The 14957-nt window shown below is 74.5% G+C and carries 16 protein-coding genes and 2 pseudogenes; 4 read left to right on the top strand and 14 right to left on the bottom strand.

The window, feature by feature from the left end; all coding sequences use genetic code 11:
- Positions 1–629 (top strand): annotated as a pseudogene (locus Ae505Ps2_RS32415) (hypothetical protein); the annotation flags it as partial.
- Positions 626–2035 (top strand): type VII secretion-associated serine protease mycosin, encoded by a 1410-nt coding sequence (mycP, locus tag Ae505Ps2_RS02945; RefSeq protein WP_075310164.1) that lies wholly within the window; start codon positions 626–628, stop codon positions 2033–2035. The pseudogene Ae505Ps2_RS32415 and the gene mycP, both read left to right, overlap by 4 nt.
- Before the next feature lie 341 nt (positions 2036–2376).
- Here the strand turns inward: mycP and eccB are convergent, their stop codons facing one another.
- Together eccB and Ae505Ps2_RS02955 are read right to left on the bottom strand one after the other, a co-directional pair.
- Positions 2377–3813 (bottom strand): type VII secretion protein EccB, encoded by a 1437-nt coding sequence (eccB, locus tag Ae505Ps2_RS02950; RefSeq protein WP_075553393.1) that lies wholly within the window; start codon positions 3811–3813, stop codon positions 2377–2379.
- A 117-nt stretch (positions 3814–3930) separates the two neighbouring features.
- Positions 3931–4833, bottom strand: coding sequence for a metal-dependent hydrolase (locus Ae505Ps2_RS02955; RefSeq protein WP_020622830.1), 903 nt, complete (start codon positions 4831–4833; stop codon positions 3931–3933).
- A 133-nt stretch (positions 4834–4966) separates the two neighbouring features.
- On the opposite strand from Ae505Ps2_RS02955, the gene Ae505Ps2_RS02960 reads away from it, so the two are divergent.
- Positions 4967–5620, top strand: coding sequence for a TetR/AcrR family transcriptional regulator (locus Ae505Ps2_RS02960; RefSeq protein WP_233147665.1), 654 nt, complete (start codon positions 4967–4969; stop codon positions 5618–5620).
- A gap of 3 nt (positions 5621–5623) precedes the next feature.
- On the opposite strand, the gene Ae505Ps2_RS02965 is transcribed toward Ae505Ps2_RS02960, so the two are convergent.
- Genes Ae505Ps2_RS02965 through Ae505Ps2_RS02975 form a run of 3 tightly spaced genes read right to left on the bottom strand, consistent with a single transcriptional unit; the run spans position 5624 to position 8413 of the window.
- Positions 5624–6067, bottom strand: a complete 444-nt coding sequence (locus Ae505Ps2_RS02965) for a nucleoside deaminase (protein ID WP_060710562.1) — start codon at positions 6065–6067, stop codon at positions 5624–5626.
- 10 nt (positions 6068–6077) lie between these two features.
- On the bottom strand, positions 6078–7007 hold the full coding sequence (locus tag Ae505Ps2_RS02970) for a 2-oxoglutarate and iron-dependent oxygenase domain-containing protein (protein WP_075553394.1): 930 nt from the start codon (positions 7005–7007) through the stop codon (positions 6078–6080).
- Entirely contained in the window at positions 7004–8413 is a 1410-nt protein-coding gene (locus Ae505Ps2_RS02975; RefSeq protein WP_020622909.1) for a cytosine permease, read from the bottom strand. Before Ae505Ps2_RS02975 ends, Ae505Ps2_RS02970 begins: the two co-directional genes overlap by 4 nt.
- Before the next feature lie 127 nt (positions 8414–8540).
- On the opposite strand from Ae505Ps2_RS02975, the gene Ae505Ps2_RS02980 reads away from it, so the two are divergent.
- Positions 8541–9011: a hypothetical protein gene (locus Ae505Ps2_RS02980; protein WP_020622910.1), complete on the top strand. Its 471-nt coding sequence runs from the start codon at positions 8541–8543 to the stop codon at positions 9009–9011.
- Between the two features lie 49 nt (positions 9012–9060).
- On the opposite strand, the gene truA is transcribed toward Ae505Ps2_RS02980, so the two are convergent.
- The 9 genes and pseudogenes from truA to map form a co-directional block, all read right to left on the bottom strand.
- Positions 9061–9867, bottom strand: a complete 807-nt coding sequence (gene truA, locus Ae505Ps2_RS02985; protein ID WP_198932341.1) for a tRNA pseudouridine(38-40) synthase TruA — start codon at positions 9865–9867, stop codon at positions 9061–9063.
- 299 nt (positions 9868–10166) lie between these two features.
- Positions 10167–10676: pseudogene (gene rplQ / locus Ae505Ps2_RS02990) on the bottom strand (50S ribosomal protein L17); the annotation flags it as partial.
- A 2-nt stretch (positions 10677–10678) separates the two neighbouring features.
- Positions 10679–11731: a DNA-directed RNA polymerase subunit alpha gene (locus Ae505Ps2_RS02995; protein WP_020622913.1), complete on the bottom strand. Its 1053-nt coding sequence runs from the start codon at positions 11729–11731 to the stop codon at positions 10679–10681.
- Positions 11732–11821: 90 nt separating this feature from the next.
- Positions 11822–12427 carry a 30S ribosomal protein S4 gene (rpsD, locus tag Ae505Ps2_RS03000; protein WP_043277188.1) on the bottom strand — a complete coding sequence of 202 codons (606 nt, stop codon included), beginning with the start codon at positions 12425–12427 and terminating at the stop codon, positions 11822–11824.
- A gap of 17 nt (positions 12428–12444) precedes the next feature.
- Positions 12445–12852, bottom strand: coding sequence for a 30S ribosomal protein S11 (rpsK, locus tag Ae505Ps2_RS03005; protein WP_020622915.1), 408 nt, complete (start codon positions 12850–12852; stop codon positions 12445–12447).
- Positions 12852–13232, bottom strand: coding sequence for a 30S ribosomal protein S13 (gene rpsM / locus Ae505Ps2_RS03010; protein WP_020622916.1), 381 nt, complete (start codon positions 13230–13232; stop codon positions 12852–12854). The genes rpsK and rpsM overlap by 1 nt, the downstream gene beginning before the upstream one ends.
- 175 nt (positions 13233–13407) lie before the next feature.
- A complete protein-coding gene (gene rpmJ, locus Ae505Ps2_RS03015) occupies positions 13408–13521 on the bottom strand; it encodes a 50S ribosomal protein L36 (protein ID WP_020622917.1) in 114 nt (37 codons plus the stop codon).
- 61 nt (positions 13522–13582) lie between these two features.
- A complete protein-coding gene (gene infA, locus Ae505Ps2_RS03020; protein WP_010228514.1) occupies positions 13583–13804 on the bottom strand; it encodes a translation initiation factor IF-1 in 222 nt (73 codons plus the stop codon).
- A 286-nt stretch (positions 13805–14090) separates the two neighbouring features.
- Positions 14091–14936 (bottom strand): type I methionyl aminopeptidase, encoded by an 846-nt coding sequence (map, locus tag Ae505Ps2_RS03025; protein WP_020622918.1) that lies wholly within the window; start codon positions 14934–14936, stop codon positions 14091–14093.
- Positions 14937–14957: the final 21 nt, after the last annotated feature.

Below are 14957 nucleotides of genomic sequence, written 5' to 3' on the forward strand. Positions count from 1 at the left end.
CGGCGCTGGCCCGGCTGCTGCTGGAGGCCCCGGTGACGGCCGTCGCCGCCGGTCTCGCGGCCCCGGCGCTCGCCGCCGGGCCGCTGCTGCCGCGGCTGGCGCTGCGCCTGGCCGGGATCCCGGCCCCGGCGGTCCCGACCGACGCCGACTCCGTCGCGGGCGCCGAGCAGGTGCTGCCCGGCGCGGAGCTGACCGCCCGGGCCGGGCTGGCCCGCGGGCTGCACACCGGGACGCTGGCCGGCACCGCGGTCGTCGCCGCCGGGGCGGGCGCCGTCGCCGCGACGGGGGGCTGGACCGGTGGTCTGCTGCTGGTGGTGACGGCGGCGGTGCTGCTCCTGCGGGCCCGTGCGCTCGTCGAGCCCGCGCCGGCCCGCATCCTGACCGGGTCCGCGGTGGTCGCGGTCGCCACCGCCGCCGTCCCGGCAGCGCTCGCGCTGGAGCCCGCGCCGCGCCTCGCCGTGGCGGCGGGGCTGCTGCTCGCCGTCGGACTGGGGGCCGCCGCGGCGCGGGCGACGCCGTCGCCGCCGGCCCGCCGGGCGCTCGACGTGTGCGAGCTCGTCCTCACCGCCGCCGCGGTGCCCGCCGCGCTGGCCGCGATGGGCCTGTTCTCCCTGGTCCGCACCCTGTGACCGGGCCCGTCCGGCACCCCGCTGCCGCCCCACCGACGGCAGCACCGCGGATCGCGCCGCTGCTGGCGGTGCCGCTGCTGGCCGCGTCGGTCCTCGCGCTGCCCACCCCGCCCCCGTCACCCGTTCCCGCCGCCGTCGCCCCCGCCATGTCCTGCGCCGTCCGCACCCCCTGTGGGGTCGCCGCACCCCGCGCAGCAGGTGCGGGAGCAGGCGGAGGGGTGCGGACGAGGCCTGCCGTCGCGGCCGCCGAGCCCGGGCCGCCGGGACCGGCCGACGGGTTGCGGCAGACCCGCGCCTGCACCCCGCCCGGCGACGACGGCCCGGGCGCCGCCCGCGGTGCGGTCCCGCAGCCGCCACCGGGGCTCGCGACCGGCGCGGGGCAGCTCGTCGCCGTCGTCGACACCGGGGTCGCGCCGCTGCCCCGGCTGGCCGGACGGCTCGTCGGCGGCGGGGACTACCTCACCGGCGGCGACGGTCTCACCGACTGCGACGGCCACGGCTCCGACGTCGCGCTGCTCCTCGCCGGGGCCGCCGACCCGGTCACCGGGCTCGGCGCGGGCATGGCGCCCGGCGCGCGGATCCTGTCGCTGCGCCAGTCCTCGGGGCGGTTCGCCGTACGCGGCACCGACGGCACCGAGCGACCCGCCGGCGAGATCCGCACCCTGGCCGCGGCGATCGACCGGGCCGTCGCACTCGGTGCGAGCGTCGTCAACGTGTCCGAGGTGGTGTGCGTGCCGTCCGCGCAGGTCGACTCCGCGGGGGGCGCACTGCGCGAGGCCGTCGACGACGCCGAGCGGGCCGGGGTGCTGGTCGTCGCCGCCGCCGGGAACATCGACGAGGCGGGCACCTGCACCGGCGACCCGGACCTGCGGCCGCTGCCCGCGTCCTACGACTCGGTCCTCGCCGTCGGGGCGGTCGACGGCGACGACGTCCCCGGTGACTTCTCCGTGCCCGGCCCCTGGGTGGACCTCGCCGCCCCGGGCCAGGACCTGCCCCGCCCGTCCGGACCGGACGGCGCGGTGGTCCGCGGGACGTCGTACTCGGCACCGCTGGTCGCGGGGACCGCGGCGCTGCTGCGCGAGCGGTTCCCGATGCTCACCCCGCGCCAGGTCGCCGACCGGTTGCGTGCCACGGCCCGCCCCAGCGCGGGCGACGGCCGCACCGGCCACGGCGTGCTCGACCCCGGGGCCGCGCTGACCGCCGAGCCGCTGCTCCTGACCCCGGACGGTCCCGCCGGTCCCGGCGACCGCGCCGGCTCACCCGGGGCGGGCCGGGCGCCGCTGCCGCTCGCGACAACCCCGCCGCCGGACCTGCCGGCGGTGGCCGGGGTCGGGGCGGTCGCGGCGGTCGGCGGGGCGCTCGTCGCGGCGCTGGCGGGGCTGCGGCGCCGCCCCAGGCGCCCCTGACCTCCGACCTCCGGCACTCCTTGCCCTGCACAGCCGCTCGCCCAGCAGCCGCCCGCAGCCCGCCGGTGTCGCCGCCGCCCCCGTGCGCAGCCGACCCCCTGTGGGGCCGACCCGTGTGGGGCCGACCCGTGTGAGGCCGACCCGTGTGAGGCCGACCCGTGTGAGGCCGACCCGTGTGAGGCCGACCCGTGTGAGGCCGACCCGTGTGAGGCCGACCCGTGTGAGGCCGACCCGTGTGAGGCCGACCCGTGTGAGGCCGACCCGTGTGAGGCCGACCCGTGTGAGGCCGACCCGTGTGAGGCCGACCCGTGTGAGGCCGACCCGTGCGCGGCGGCGCACCGTCAGCCCGGCAGGTCCGCCACCTCCCTCGCCGCCGCGACGCTCAGCACGCCCGCCCGCGGCAGCAGCCGCACCATCTCCGCCGGGGCGTCCCCCGCCACCCCGATCCCCAGCGCCCGCCCGGTCTCGGCGTCCGCGACGCCGTGCACCGCGCCGGAGGCGGCGAGCAGCAGGCGCGTCCCGCCGTCGCCGTCGCCGGTGTCGGCGGGCCCGGTCCGCAGCGGCCCCGGACCGGTCACCGGCAGCACCACGGTGTCGAGGGCGGGCCCGGCGTCGTCGGCACCGGCCAGGCGCACCCGGACCGCGCCGGGCGCGACCGGCTCCTCGGTCCCCGCGACGAGTGCGCGCCGCCCCTCCCGCCAGGTCCCGCACAGCACCGGCGGCACCTCGGTCACGTCGGTCAGCTCGGCCCGGGCGGCGGGCCAGGCCTCGGCACCGGGCACCCGGGTCTGCGGGACGTCGTCGACCAGGCCGGGCGGCAGCGTCGCCGGCTCGGCCTGCCCGGTCCGGGAGCGGACGGCGTCGGCGAGGGTGACCGGGATACGGGCGAGCCCGCCGTCGACCACCAGGAAGTACGTCGACCCGGCGCCGAGGGACTGGCTGCGCACGACCTCCCCGCTCCGCCCCAGCCCCGCGACGGGGGTCGGCTCCGGCGTGGGCACCCGCAGCGGCGCGCCCTCCGGGATCGCGGAGAGCAGGCCGTCGCCGACCCGGCGGACGGGGGCGCCGAGCAGGCCGAGGCCGTCGAGGGCGTTCCGGTCGGCCGGGTCGAGCCGGTGCCGGGCGCCGTCGTGGACGAGGTAGGTGACGCTGCCCTCGGCGGTCAGCAGGACGACCGGTTCCGGACCGGCCGGGGCGGGGCCGAGCGACCCCGCCAGCACGGTCGTGGTGCCGGCGCCGGCGCCGGTGCCCTCACCGCGGGTGTCGCAGACCGCCCACGCGGGCGGGACCGGGACCCCGTCGAGCGGGACGCCGACGGTGCCGGGCACCGCGGCGGGTGCGGTGCGCGGCGCCGCGGCCAGCGCGCCGTCGGGCACCGGGACGGGCACGGCGGTGGCGCCGTCGTCGCGTCCGTGCGCGGCCAGGACCAGCCGTCCGGCGACCGGGTCGGGCACCGGCACGAGCAGCTCGGACCGGTCGGGGGCACGGACCACGGCGTAGAGCACACCGCTGCGCTCCCCCTGCACCAGCGCCCGGGAACGCCAGTCGGTGGCCGGGTCGACCCGGGCCAGCAACGCCGCCACCCCGAGCGCGAGCAGCCCGACCAGCACTCCGGCGAACACCGCGCGATGCTGGGACCGGATCTGTTCGTGCCGCGGCACCGGGTCCGCGCGCACCAGGGCGGCCTCCATCCGGCGCACACCGAAGCGGTGGGCGTCGACCTGGTCGCGGGTCGCCGGGGCGCGCTGCACGCGCGCGGGGGCGGGATCGGTGCGCACCGCACGGACGGTAGGACCGCCGCGGCCCGACCGGACCCGATCCACGGACGCTGCGTAGAAGTACGCCACCTGACCGCTGCGCGCGGCCCGGGCCGGTGCTGCGGCCGTGGAGCCGGGTCAGGCCTCGCGGAGGGGACGGCGCAGCTGCTCGGCCAGGGCGCCGTCCTCGCCGAAGAGGGTGTCGCGCCAGCGCTGCTCCAGCTCGCGGGTGTCGTGCCGGTCGGGGTGGAAGCGCGGGTGTCCGAAGACGGGCATCCGGCCCAGCACGCGGCGCAGGAACTGGCCGCGGCCGAACAGCAGGCGGTAGCCCTCGCGCAGGTCCCGCGGCCGTCGCCAGACGCCCTGCTGCACGAGCAGGTACACCCACCCGAACACGACCGCGGGCAGCACGGTGGCGGCGACCAGCGGTGCGGCCCGGCCGCGCTCGGGGCCGTCGGTGCCGATGAGCTCGTAGACGTCCCAGGTCACGGACTTGTGCTCGAGCTCCTCGAGCGCATGCCAGTGCCACAGCTCGCGGATGTCGGCGTGCACCCGCTCGGCGAACTCGTCGCTGCCGAGGATGTCCTCAGCCATGACCGCGGTGAAGTGCTCCATCAGCGCGGTGCAGGCGAGCTGCTGACGCGGGGATGTGCGGTCGAGGACCTTCAGGGCGAGCGCGACCGCGGCCTCCGGCACGTGCACCGGGAAACCACGGGAGCGGAACGCCTCGTTGAGCCGGTCGTGCTCGCGGCTGTGGATGACCTCCTGCGCGGTGAACCCGGCGACCCTGGCGCGCAGCTCGGGCTCGGTCACCCGGTCCCGGAAGTGGATCACCGAGCGGACGAAGAAGTCCTCCCCCGGCGGGAAGATCGCCGAGAGCATCGCGAGGAACAGCGTCGCGGTCGCGTTGTCGGCGTAGGCCCAGCGGGCCATCTGCTCGGGCAGCCGGAAGTCCAGGTGGCGCGGCGGGATGCCGACGTCGCCGCCGGTCAGCCTGCGCGGACGTGCGCCGGTTCCGTCATTGGTCGCCGTCTCGGTCACGTCGGTCCTCCGGTCGTCGTCGACGAGCGGGTCGCATCTGGTACAGAAAGTATCCCGTACAGCGCGTACCCCTTACTGGCCGATCATGGGTGGCGCCGGGCGCGGTGTCAACCAGGAGCGGGATGATGGCCGGGTGAACCGATCCGTGACCCCCGGCGACGGCCGCGCCCGCCGCTGGGCCGGGCAGCGGGCGGCCCGGCGGGCCGAGGTCGTCGAGGCCGCGATGGCCGCGATCGCCGAGCACGGACCGGAGGCCACGACCGAGCAGATCGCCGGTCGTGCCGGGGTCCCCCGGCCCGCGCTGTACCGGCACTTCGACGGCCTGGAGGACCTGCAGGGCGCGATCGCCGAGGCCGCGCTGGGCCTCTACTCCGAGGCGCTCGCACCGGTGTGGAGCCCGCGCGGGACGCCGCGGGAGATGCTCGTCGCCGCCATCGCGGCGCACGTGCGGTGGCTGGCCGCGCACACCGAGCTCTACCGCTACGTGCTGCGCGCCGCCGGGGTCACGACGGCCGTCACCGACATCCGGCACCGCATCGCCGACCGGATGACCGGCCTGCTGACCGGGGGCTACCCCGGGCTGCCCGCGACCGTCGCGGCGCCGCTGGCCGCGGGCGCGGTCGGACTGGTCGACGGGGCGACCGAGCGCTGGCTCTCCTCGACGGACCCACTGCCGCTCGACGAGCTCGCCGAGCACCTCGCCCGATGGGTCTGGTCGGTGCTCGACGCGGCGCTGCGCGAGGTCGCGATCGAGCTCGACCCGGACGTCCCGCTCACGGCGGGCTGAGCGCTACTCCGCGACGCCGATGTCCTCGTTCCACAGGTCGGGGCGCTCGGCGACGAACGCGGTCATCATGTCCACGCAACGCGCGTCGTCGAGCACCTGCACGCGCACCCCGTGCTCGGCCAGCCAGTCGTGGCCGCCGTGGAAGGTCCGGGCCTCCCCCACGAGCACCGCGCCGATGCCGAACTGCCGGATCAGCCCCGAGCAGTACCAGCAGGGCGAGAGCGTGGTGACCATCGTCGTGGACCGGTAGTCGCGGCGGCGGCCCGCGTCGCGGAACGCCGCGGTCTCGCCGTGCACCGTCGGGTCGCCGTCCTGCACGCGACGGTTGTGACCGCGCCCGAGCACCTCCCCGTCCGGTCCGACGAGTGCGGCGCCGATCGGGATGCCGCCCGAGGCCAGCCCGGCCCTGGCCTGTTCCACCGCGACGTCCAGCCAGCTCGGATCCATGCGCGCGAACCTATACCGAGATCGCGTCGAGGCGTTCGCGCAGGAACGGCGCGGACACCACCGGCTCCAGCGCCGTGCGCCCGAGCGGCGGTGCCAGCGGCGTGACGACGGCGTCGTGGTCCAGCTCGAAGAAGAACACCAGCGACACCAGGTCCTCGGTCGGGGCGTGGGTCTGCGGCGGCAGCACCCGGTGCCGCCCGGCCCGCCAGCGGTGCCCGGTCCAGTGCGCGAGCAGGTCGCCGACGTTCACCGTCAGCGCACCCGGGGTGTACGGCGCGGCGGTCCAGCCGTGTCCCTCGACGTCGACCTGCAGCCCGCCCGCCCCGGGCTCCCGGTCGAGCAGGGTGACGGTGCCGAAGTCGGTGTGCGGGCCGATCCGGAACTGACCGGGCAGCGGTGTGCCTGTCTCGGTCATCGGCGGGTAGCGGTTGATGTTGAACGTCCACGTCGGGTGGGTCGCGAGGTCGCGCAGCGTCGACGGCTCCTGCCCGAGGGCTCCCGCGCACAGCTCCAGCAGCGCGCCCGCAACGCGGGTCATCGCCGTGCAGTATGCGGTCACCGCCTCCCGCAGCGCCGGGACCTGCTCCGGCCAGACGTTCGGTGGGAACCACACCGCGTCGACGTCCGGGTCACCGGTCGGCGCGAAGGGGCCCACCGCGAAGGACTCCTTGAGGTCGGGCGGGGAGTCGCCGCCCTCGACGCGGTCGTTGGCCTCGACACCGGGGGGCAGCCACCCCCGCCCGCCGACGCCGACCGCGTAGCCGTGCTTGACCGGCTCGGGCAGCGCGAAGAACTCGCGCGCCGCGGCCCGCACCGCCTGCGCCGCGGCGTCCGGCACGCCGTGCCCGACGACCTGCAGGAACCCGGCGCGTTGCAACGCGATGTCCACCGCGGCCGGGTCCGGCGCGGCCAGGTCCACGGTCGGGATGAGCTCGGTCACCGCGTCCCCCCGGGCGTCGCGACGGCGGTGCGGCGCACCAGCAGCGCGTAGAGCCCGGCCGAGAGCACCAGCCCGACCAGGAAGGTCACGTCGCCGATCCCGGGCAGCAATCGCGGCACCAGCCCGGTGAACAGCTCCTGGTTGGCGAACAACAGCACCGACACGACGACGCCGACGCCGAGCGCGATCGGGCCCGCGTGGTTGCGGTACGTTCGGTCGTAGAGCAGATCGGGGTCGGTCGGGCGCAGCCACTGGTCGGTGAGCACCACGCCGAGCCACGGCCCGACCCAGTACACGACGACCAGCAGGAACGCCTCGTACCCGGCCGCGGCGTCGCCGAGCGCGACCAGCGCGATCACGAACCCGACCGCCCCGAACGCCAGCGCGACGACGGCCCGCGCCCGCGCCAGCGGCACGTCGATGCCGAGGGCGAGGAACGCCATCGCCCCCGAGTAGACGTTGAGGACGTTCGCCGCGACCGCCCCGACCGCGATGGCGACCAGGGTCAGCACGGCCAGCCAGCCGGGCAGCAGGCCGGTGTAGTTCGCGACGGGGTTGTCCGAGTCGAGCCCGGCCGCGGTCGCCGCCCCGACCGACGCCGCGCCGACGGACATGAACACCGTGGTGGACAGGAACAGGCCGCCGCCCGCGGCGAGACCGGTGGCCCGCGCCGACACCGAGCGCGGCAGGTAGCGGGAGTAGTCGGCGGCGTACGGGCTCCAGCCCGCCGAGTACCCGACGACGGCGCCGACGGTCAGCAGGAACCCGCCGACCCCGCCCACCCCGTCCGGCGACGCGGCCGCCCCCGGGTCCGACCCGAGGAGCACCAGCACCGCCCCGACCCCGAGCACGAGCGCGAGCAGCGGGAACGCGAGCCGCTCGAAGGCCTGCACCAGGTTGTGCCCGAAGAACGCGACGGCGACCTGGACGACGACCACCGCCACCAGCCACGCGACCGTCCCGCCGCCGGTGATCGCCGACAGCGCGAACGCGGCGCTGACGCTGTTCACCGCGAACCAGCCGAAGCCCGAGGTGATCGTCATCAGGGCGGCGGGCAACGCGTTGCCGCGGTGACCGAAGGCGAGCCGCCCCAGCACCATCTGCGGCACCCCGGCGGCCGGTCCGCGGGCGGACAGGATCCCGTGGGCGATCGCGGCGAGCAGGTTCCCGACGACGATCGCCGCGATCGCCGCCGGCACCGTCTGCCCGAACGCCGTCACCGACAGCACGCCGACGAAGATCGTCGCGAACTCCAGGTTCGGCGAGGTCCACGTCCAGAACAGCTGGCGCGGCCTGCCGTGCCGCTCGGAGTCCGGTACGGGCTCGGTGGAGCCCGGTTCGACGGCGACGATACGGTCGCCGTACCCACGGTCCGCGGCCACGCCGACGGTGTTCTCGGTGGTCATCGGGTCACTCTGACTCCCGGGACACCCGGGACGGAACCTCGGTAACCGACTGTTGACACGGGTTGGGCCGTCCGGTCGGTAGTCCTGCGGATTCCGCCGGCGGACCCGGTCCGCCACGATCGTCGGCATGCGGACGAACCTGAACGTGGCCCTGCAGGCCGGCGCCCTCCTGGCCTTCGTGGCCCTGCGGTTCACCGCGCCGGGCTGGTTCCTCATCATCCTGATCATGACCCTGGTGGGTCCGGCCCTGCTGACGGTGCCGACGGTCCTGTCGCTGACCGTGATCCGACGCCGCGTGCTCACCCCTGCGGTGACCGCCCCGTTCCTCGCCTGCGCCGGATTCCTGCTCGCCGGCGGGCTGCTGATGCCCGACTTCGGCGACAGCGAGGACTCCGAGCGCGCCCCGCTGTCGGTGCTGCTCGAGTCCGCCGGGCTGTCCGCCGGGCCGACCGAGCCGCTGTACGTCCTCGGCTCGCTGGCCCTGCTCGGCTGGTCGGTGTCGCTGGTGTGGCTGGGCGTGGCCCTGGCGCTCGACGCCCGCCGGACCCACCGCGTCGCCGGGCCGCCGCACCCGGCGTGGGTGCGGCCGATCGACTGAGGCCGCTCGCCCCCGTCCGCGCATCCGGGCCGGTCGCGACGGGGCCTGCTCAGCCCTCGCCCGGCACCCGGATCCGCCGGGTCCGCTCGGCGCGGGCGGCGAGCTCGTCGTCGGCGGGGTAGTCGACGCCGGTCAGCGACAGGCCGTGCGGCGGCGCGACGGTCACCTCGGAGGCGCGCACCTCGCGGCGCAGCAGCCCCGCGGGCCAGTCGACGGGCCTGCGACCACGGCCGACCTCGAACACCGCGCCGACCAGGCTGCGGACCATCGAGTGGCAGAACGCGTCCGCCGAGACCGCCGCGACGAGCACACCCGGCTCACCCGGCGCGGGCGACCAGTCGAAGCGCTGCAGCGCGCGCACGGTCGTCGCGCCCTCGCGGCGCTTGCAGAACGCGGCGAAGTCGTGCTCGCCCAGCAGCAGCGCTGAGGCGGCGTTCATCGGCTCCGGGTCCAATGGGTACGGCCAGGCGACGGTCTCCCGCGCCCGCAGCGGCTCGGCACCGAACGGGGCCGTGGTGACCCGGTAGCGGTAGTGGCGGCGCAGCGCGGAGAAGCGGGCGTCGAAGGTGTCGGGCACCTGCCCGAGGTCGTGCACCCGCACGTCCGGCGGCAGCAGCCGGTTCAGCCGCCGGAGCAGACCGTCGATCTGCGGGGCGAGGGTCGCCGGGAGGTCGACGTGACAGACCTGCCCTGAGGCGTGCACTCCGGCGTCGGTACGTCCGGCGACGGTGAGCCGCAGCGGGGTGCGCAGCACGGTCGACAGTGCCTCGGTGAGCACGCCCTGCACGGTGCGCCGGGTCGGCTGCTGCGCCCACCCGGAGAAGTCGGTGCCGTCGTAGGCGACGTCGAGTCGCAGCCGCACGGTGCCCGGACCCGGAACACCGGAAACGCCGATGAGCCCGCCGTCGGTGACGGCGGGCTCATCGGAGTGGTGCGGACCGATCAGGAGTCGGAACCCTGCTGGGACGCCGGCTTCGCGAAGCCGGCCGCCTCGGCGGCCTCCTCGGTGGCGAACCAGACCTCGGCCACGGTGCGGTCGTAGAACGCCGAGCCGGGGACGTGGTAGAGCTTCGAGTCCTCGTTGCCCTTGATCTCGAAGCCCTCGGGAGCCTCGGCCGGGTCCTCCAGCGGGGCGTGCGAGCCCTCGCCGTAGGGCGCCTCGGACGTCTCGGACGCCTTCAGCTCCTCGGCGGCCGCGGTCGAGTCGGCCTGCGCCTGCTCGATCTTCTCCTCGGTCACCTCGGCCGCAGCCGGGGCTTCCTGCGAGGCGGCCGCGCGACGGGCACGGTTGGCCTCGTCGGTCACCGTCTTCTGCTGGACCAGCTCGATGACCGCCATCGGGGCGTTGTCGCCCTTGCGCGGCATCGTCTTGGTGATCCGGGTGTAGCCACCGTTGCGGTCCGCGAAGAACGGGCCGATCTCGGTGACGAGGCGGTGCACGACCGACTTGTCGCGGATCACCTTCATGATCTCGCGCCGGTTGTGCAGGTCGCCGGCCTTGGCCTTGGTGATCAGCCGCTCCGCGTACGGACGCAGCCGCCGGGCCTTGGCCTCGGTGGTGGTGATCCGGCCGTGTTCGAACAGCGAGGTCGCCAGGTTGGCCAGGATCAGCCGCTGGTGCGCGGGTGACCCGCCGAGGCGGGCACCCTTGGTGGGCTGGGGCATGGCTACAACTGCTCCGTTTCTGCGTAGTCCTGACCGTCGTCACCGAAGGTGTCCGGGTCGAACCCGCTCCCACCGTCGACGCCGTAGTCGCTCGCCGCCGCCGACGGGTCGAACCCGGGCGGGCTGTCCTTGAGGGCCAGGCCGAGGCCGACGAGCTTCATCTTGACCTCGTCGATCGACTTGGCGCCGAAGTTGCGGATGTCGAGCAGGTCCGCCTCGCTGCGGCCGACGAGCTCGCCGACCGTGTGGATGCCCTCGCGCTTGAGGCAGTTGTAGGACCGGACCGTGAGGTCCAGCTCCTCGATCGGCATCGCGAACGCCGCGATGGTGTCCGCCTCCTGCGGGGAGGGGCCGATCTCGATGCCTTCGGCGTCCACGTTCAGCTCGCGGGCCAGGCCGAACAGCTCGACCAGGGTCTTGCCGGCCGAGGCCAGCGCGTCCCGCGGGGTGATGGACGGCTTCGACTCGACGTCGAGGATGAGCTTGTCGAAGTCGGTGCGCTGCTCGACTCGCGTGGCCTCGACCTTGTAGGTCACCTTCAGCACCGGGGAGTAGATCGAGTCGACCGGGATCCGGCCGATCTCGGCACCGGTGGCCTTGTTCTGCATCGCCGGGACGTACCCGCGGCCGCGCTCGACGACGAGCTCGACCTCGAGCCGGCCCTTGTCGTTGAGCGAGGCGATGTGCAGGTCCGGGTTGTGCACGGTGACACCGGCGGGCGGGACGATGTCCCCCGCGGTGACCGCACCCGGACCCTGCTTGCGCAGGTACATCGTCACCGGCTCGTCCTCCTCGGAGCTCACGACGAGCTCCTTGAGGTTGAGGATGATGTCGGTGACGTCCTCCTTGACCCCCGGCACGGTGGTGAACTCGTGCAGGACGCCGTCGATCCGGATGGACGTGACGGCGGCGCCGGGGATCGACGACAGCAGCGTCCGGCGCAGGGAGTTCCCGAGGGTGTAGCCGAAGCCCGGCTCGAGCGGCTCGATGACGAACCGCGACCGGGTCTCGGTGACGACGTCCTCGGACAGTGAGGGTCGCTGAGAGATCAGCATGGGTGTGTGCCTCCTTCGCACCTGCGACAACCGCTATTTGATGTCGCAGAGGAACCGCCGCCCCTCCCTGCGGGGCGGCGGCGTGTCGAGCTACTTCGAGTAGAACTCGACGATGAGCTGCTCGGTGACCTGGGTGTCGATCTGAGCGCGCTCGGGCAGCTGGTGGACGAGGATCCGCAGGGTCGACGGGACGACCTGCAGCCACGCCGGGACCGGGCGGTCGCCCTGGGTCTCCTTGGCGATGACGAACGGGTCGGTGTTCCGCGACTTGTCCCGGACATCGATGATGTCGTAGCGCGACACCCGGTAGCTGGGGATGTCGACCTTCTTCCCGTTGACCAGGAAGTGGCCGTGGTTCACCAGCTGACGCGCCATGCGCCGGGTGCGGGCGAGGCCCGCGCGGTACACGACGTTGTCGAGGCGCGACTCGAGGATCTGCAGCAGCTCGTCGCCGGTCTTGCCCTCCCGGCGGTGCGCCTCCTCGTAGTAGGCGCGGAGCTGCTTCTCCTGCAGGCCGTAGCCGAAGCGGGCCTTCTGCTTCTCCTGCAGCTGCAGGAGGTACTCGGTCTCCTTGATCCGGATCCGGCCGTGCTGGCCGGGCGGGTAAGGACGACGCTCGAACGCCTGGTCGCCGCCGACGAGGTCGGTCTTCAGTCGGCGGGACTTGCGGGTCATGGGGCCGGTGTAACGAGCCATGGTGGTTCTCCCTTCCCCTAGACCCGGCGCCGCTTGGGCGGGCGGCAGCCGTTGTGCGGCTGCGGGGTCACGTCGGAAATGGTGCCGACCTCGAGGCCGGCTGCCTGCAGCGAGCGGATCGCCGTCTCGCGGCCCGAACCCGGGCCCTTGACGAAGACGTCGCACTTCTTCATGCCGTGGTCCATCGCCTTGCGGGCGGCGTTCTCGGCGGCCAGCTGCGCGGCGAACGGCGTCGACTTGCGCGACCCCTTGAGGCCGACGTGCCCGGACGAGGCCCAGGCGATGACGGCACCGGTCGGGTCGGTGATCGACACGATCGTGTTGTTGAACGTGGACTTGATGTGGGCGTGACCGTGCGCGACGTTCTTCTTCTCGCGACGGCGGACCTTCTTGGGTCCGGCACCCTGACGTGCGCGGGGCGGCATTACTTCTTACCTGCCTTCTTCTTACCGGCGACGGTCTTCTTCGGGCCCTTGCGGCCGCGCGCGTTGGTCTTCGTGCGCTGACCGCGGACCGGAAGGCCGCGACGGTGACGGATGCCCTGGTACGAACCGATCTCGATCTTCCGGCGGATGTCCGCCTGGATCTCACGGCGCAGGTCACCCTCGACCTGCAGGTTCGCCTCGATGTACTCGCGGAGCTTGCTGACGTCCTCGTCGGTCAGGTCCTTCGACCGGAGGTCGGGGCTCAGCGCCGTGGCCTCGAGGATCTCCTTGGACCGGGTCCGTCCGACCCCGAAGATGTAGGTGAGCGCGATCTCCAACCGCTTTTCGCGGGGGAGGTCGACGCCGGCAACACGTGCCATGCGGCGTTGTCTCCTTGTTTGTCGTCCCAGGTCTTCCCGATGCCCGTCCCGTTCCGCCGCTGAGCTGAACGGGCCCCGGCCTGGTTCCGGGGGTGCTACCGGGCCCGTGTGGCCCGGCAGGTGCATCGGGGGCTTCTGCTGCGCGATCAGAGGATCGCGACCGGTACCGCTCTGCTCAGCCCTGGCGCTGCTTGTGGCGCAGGTTCGAGCAGATCACGATGATCCGGCCGTGACGGCGGATCACCTGGCACTTGTCGCAGATCTTCTTGACGCTCGGCTTGACCTTCACGTCGTCTGCCTCTGTGTGTCGTTCTTGTGGGTCTCGCGACCGACCGTGGTGGAGCTGGTCGTCACTTGTAGCGGTAGACGATGCGGCCGCGGCTCAGGTCGTAGGGCGACAGCTCGACGACCACCCGGTCCTCCGGAAGGATCCGGATGTAGTGCTGGCGCATCTTCCCGCTGATGTGTGCGAGCACCCGGTGGCCGTTCTCCAGCTCCACCCGGAACATCGCGTTCGGCAGGGGTTCGACGACCCGGCCCTCGACCTCGATCGCCCCGTCCTTCTTGGCCATGTCCTCCGCTATCCGTGACAGGTGTCGGTTGCCCCGATCGACAGCGGTGCCGACGACCGGTTCGGCGCGCGCGGACGGAGCCGGACCGGGAACACTGTGGGGTACACGGAGCACACGGAGCGGACGTCACACGACGCGCCGAAGGTCCAGTGTACGGAGGCCGTGCGAGACCGGCGCAGGCGGGGGTGACCGGCGTGGTAGACGTCCGGGCCGCCGACGGTAACGGACCGGCCCGGTCACGGACCAGTACCCGCGCGGAGCGCGTCGGGCACCGGTGGGACGGCGCTCAGGCGCCGGGGCGGTCCGGTGCGCCGGCGGGCGCGGTCAGCAGCCACGGCCCGTCCTCGGTGACGGCGACGGTGTGCTCCCAGTGCACGGCGCGGCCGCCGGCCGCGGTGACGACCGTCCAGCCGTCCTCCAGCTCCAGGGTGTCCGGATCCCCCGCGACGAGCATCGGCTCGACGGCGAGGGCCATGCCGGGGCGCAGCCGCGGGCCCTTGCCCGGCTCGCCGTGGTTGGGCAGGAACGGGTCCATGTGCATCGAGGTCCCGATGCCGTGGCCGCCGTACTCGGCGACGATCCCGTAGTCGGCGCGGTCGGCCTCGGCGGCGGCCCGGCACGCCTCCTGGATGGCGTAGGAGACGTCGGTCAGCCGGGCCCCGTCGCGGACGGCGAGGATGCCGGCGTCCATGGCGCCGCGGCAGGCGGCCGACAGCGCCAGGTCGGCGGGTGCGACGTCGCCGACGGCGATGGTCACGGCGGAGTCGCCGTGCCAGCCGTCGACGATCGCACCGCAGTCCACCGAGATGAGGTCACCGTCGGCGAGCACCTGCTTCGGCGACGGGATCCCGTGGACGATCTGCTCGTTCACCGAGGCGCAGATGCTCGCCGGGAAGCCGTGGTAGCCGAGGAACGAGGGGACGCCGTTGCCGTCGCGGATCGTCTGTTCGGCCAGCGCGTCGAGCTCCGCCGTGCTCACACCGGGCTTCGCGTGCTCGGTGACCGCGGCCAGCGTGGCCGCGACCAGCGCGCCCGCCACCCGCATCGCCTCGAGCTGCCCGTGGGTCTTGAGCTCGATGTCCCGACCCCGGTAACGGGCGATCGCCCCTCGGATGCCGCCGCGACCGTTCATGTGCTCTTCCCTCGGTTCCCG

It is taken from the genome of Pseudonocardia sp. Ae505_Ps2, from assembly GCF_001932425.1.
Classification (GTDB): Bacteria; Actinomycetota; Actinomycetes; order Mycobacteriales; family Pseudonocardiaceae; genus Pseudonocardia.

Bases quoted from the DNA above. Each gene is read 5' to 3' on its own strand.
- Ae505Ps2_RS02975 (WP_020622909.1), bottom strand. From the start codon at position 8,413: ATGACCACCGAGAACACCGTCGGCGTGGCCGCGGACCGTGGGTACGGC.
- Ae505Ps2_RS02980 (WP_020622910.1), top strand. From the start codon at position 8,541: ATGCGGACGAACCTGAACGTGGCCCTGCAGGCCGGCGCCCTCCTGGCC.
- Ae505Ps2_RS02995 (WP_020622913.1), bottom strand. From the start codon at position 11,731: ATGCTGATCTCTCAGCGACCCTCACTGTCCGAGGACGTCGTCACCGAG.
- rpsM (WP_020622916.1), bottom strand. From the start codon at position 13,232: ATGGCACGTGTTGCCGGCGTCGACCTCCCCCGCGAAAAGCGGTTGGAG.
- rpsD (WP_043277188.1), bottom strand. From the start codon at position 12,427: ATGGCTCGTTACACCGGCCCCATGACCCGCAAGTCCCGCCGACTGAAG.
- infA (WP_010228514.1), bottom strand. From the start codon at position 13,804: ATGGCCAAGAAGGACGGGGCGATCGAGGTCGAGGGCCGGGTCGTCGAA.
- Ae505Ps2_RS02965 (WP_060710562.1), bottom strand. From the start codon at position 6,067: ATGGATCCGAGCTGGCTGGACGTCGCGGTGGAACAGGCCAGGGCCGGG.
- map (WP_020622918.1), bottom strand. From the start codon at position 14,936: ATGAACGGTCGCGGCGGCATCCGAGGGGCGATCGCCCGTTACCGGGGT.
- rpsK (WP_020622915.1), bottom strand. From the start codon at position 12,852: ATGCCGCCCCGCGCACGTCAGGGTGCCGGACCCAAGAAGGTCCGCCGT.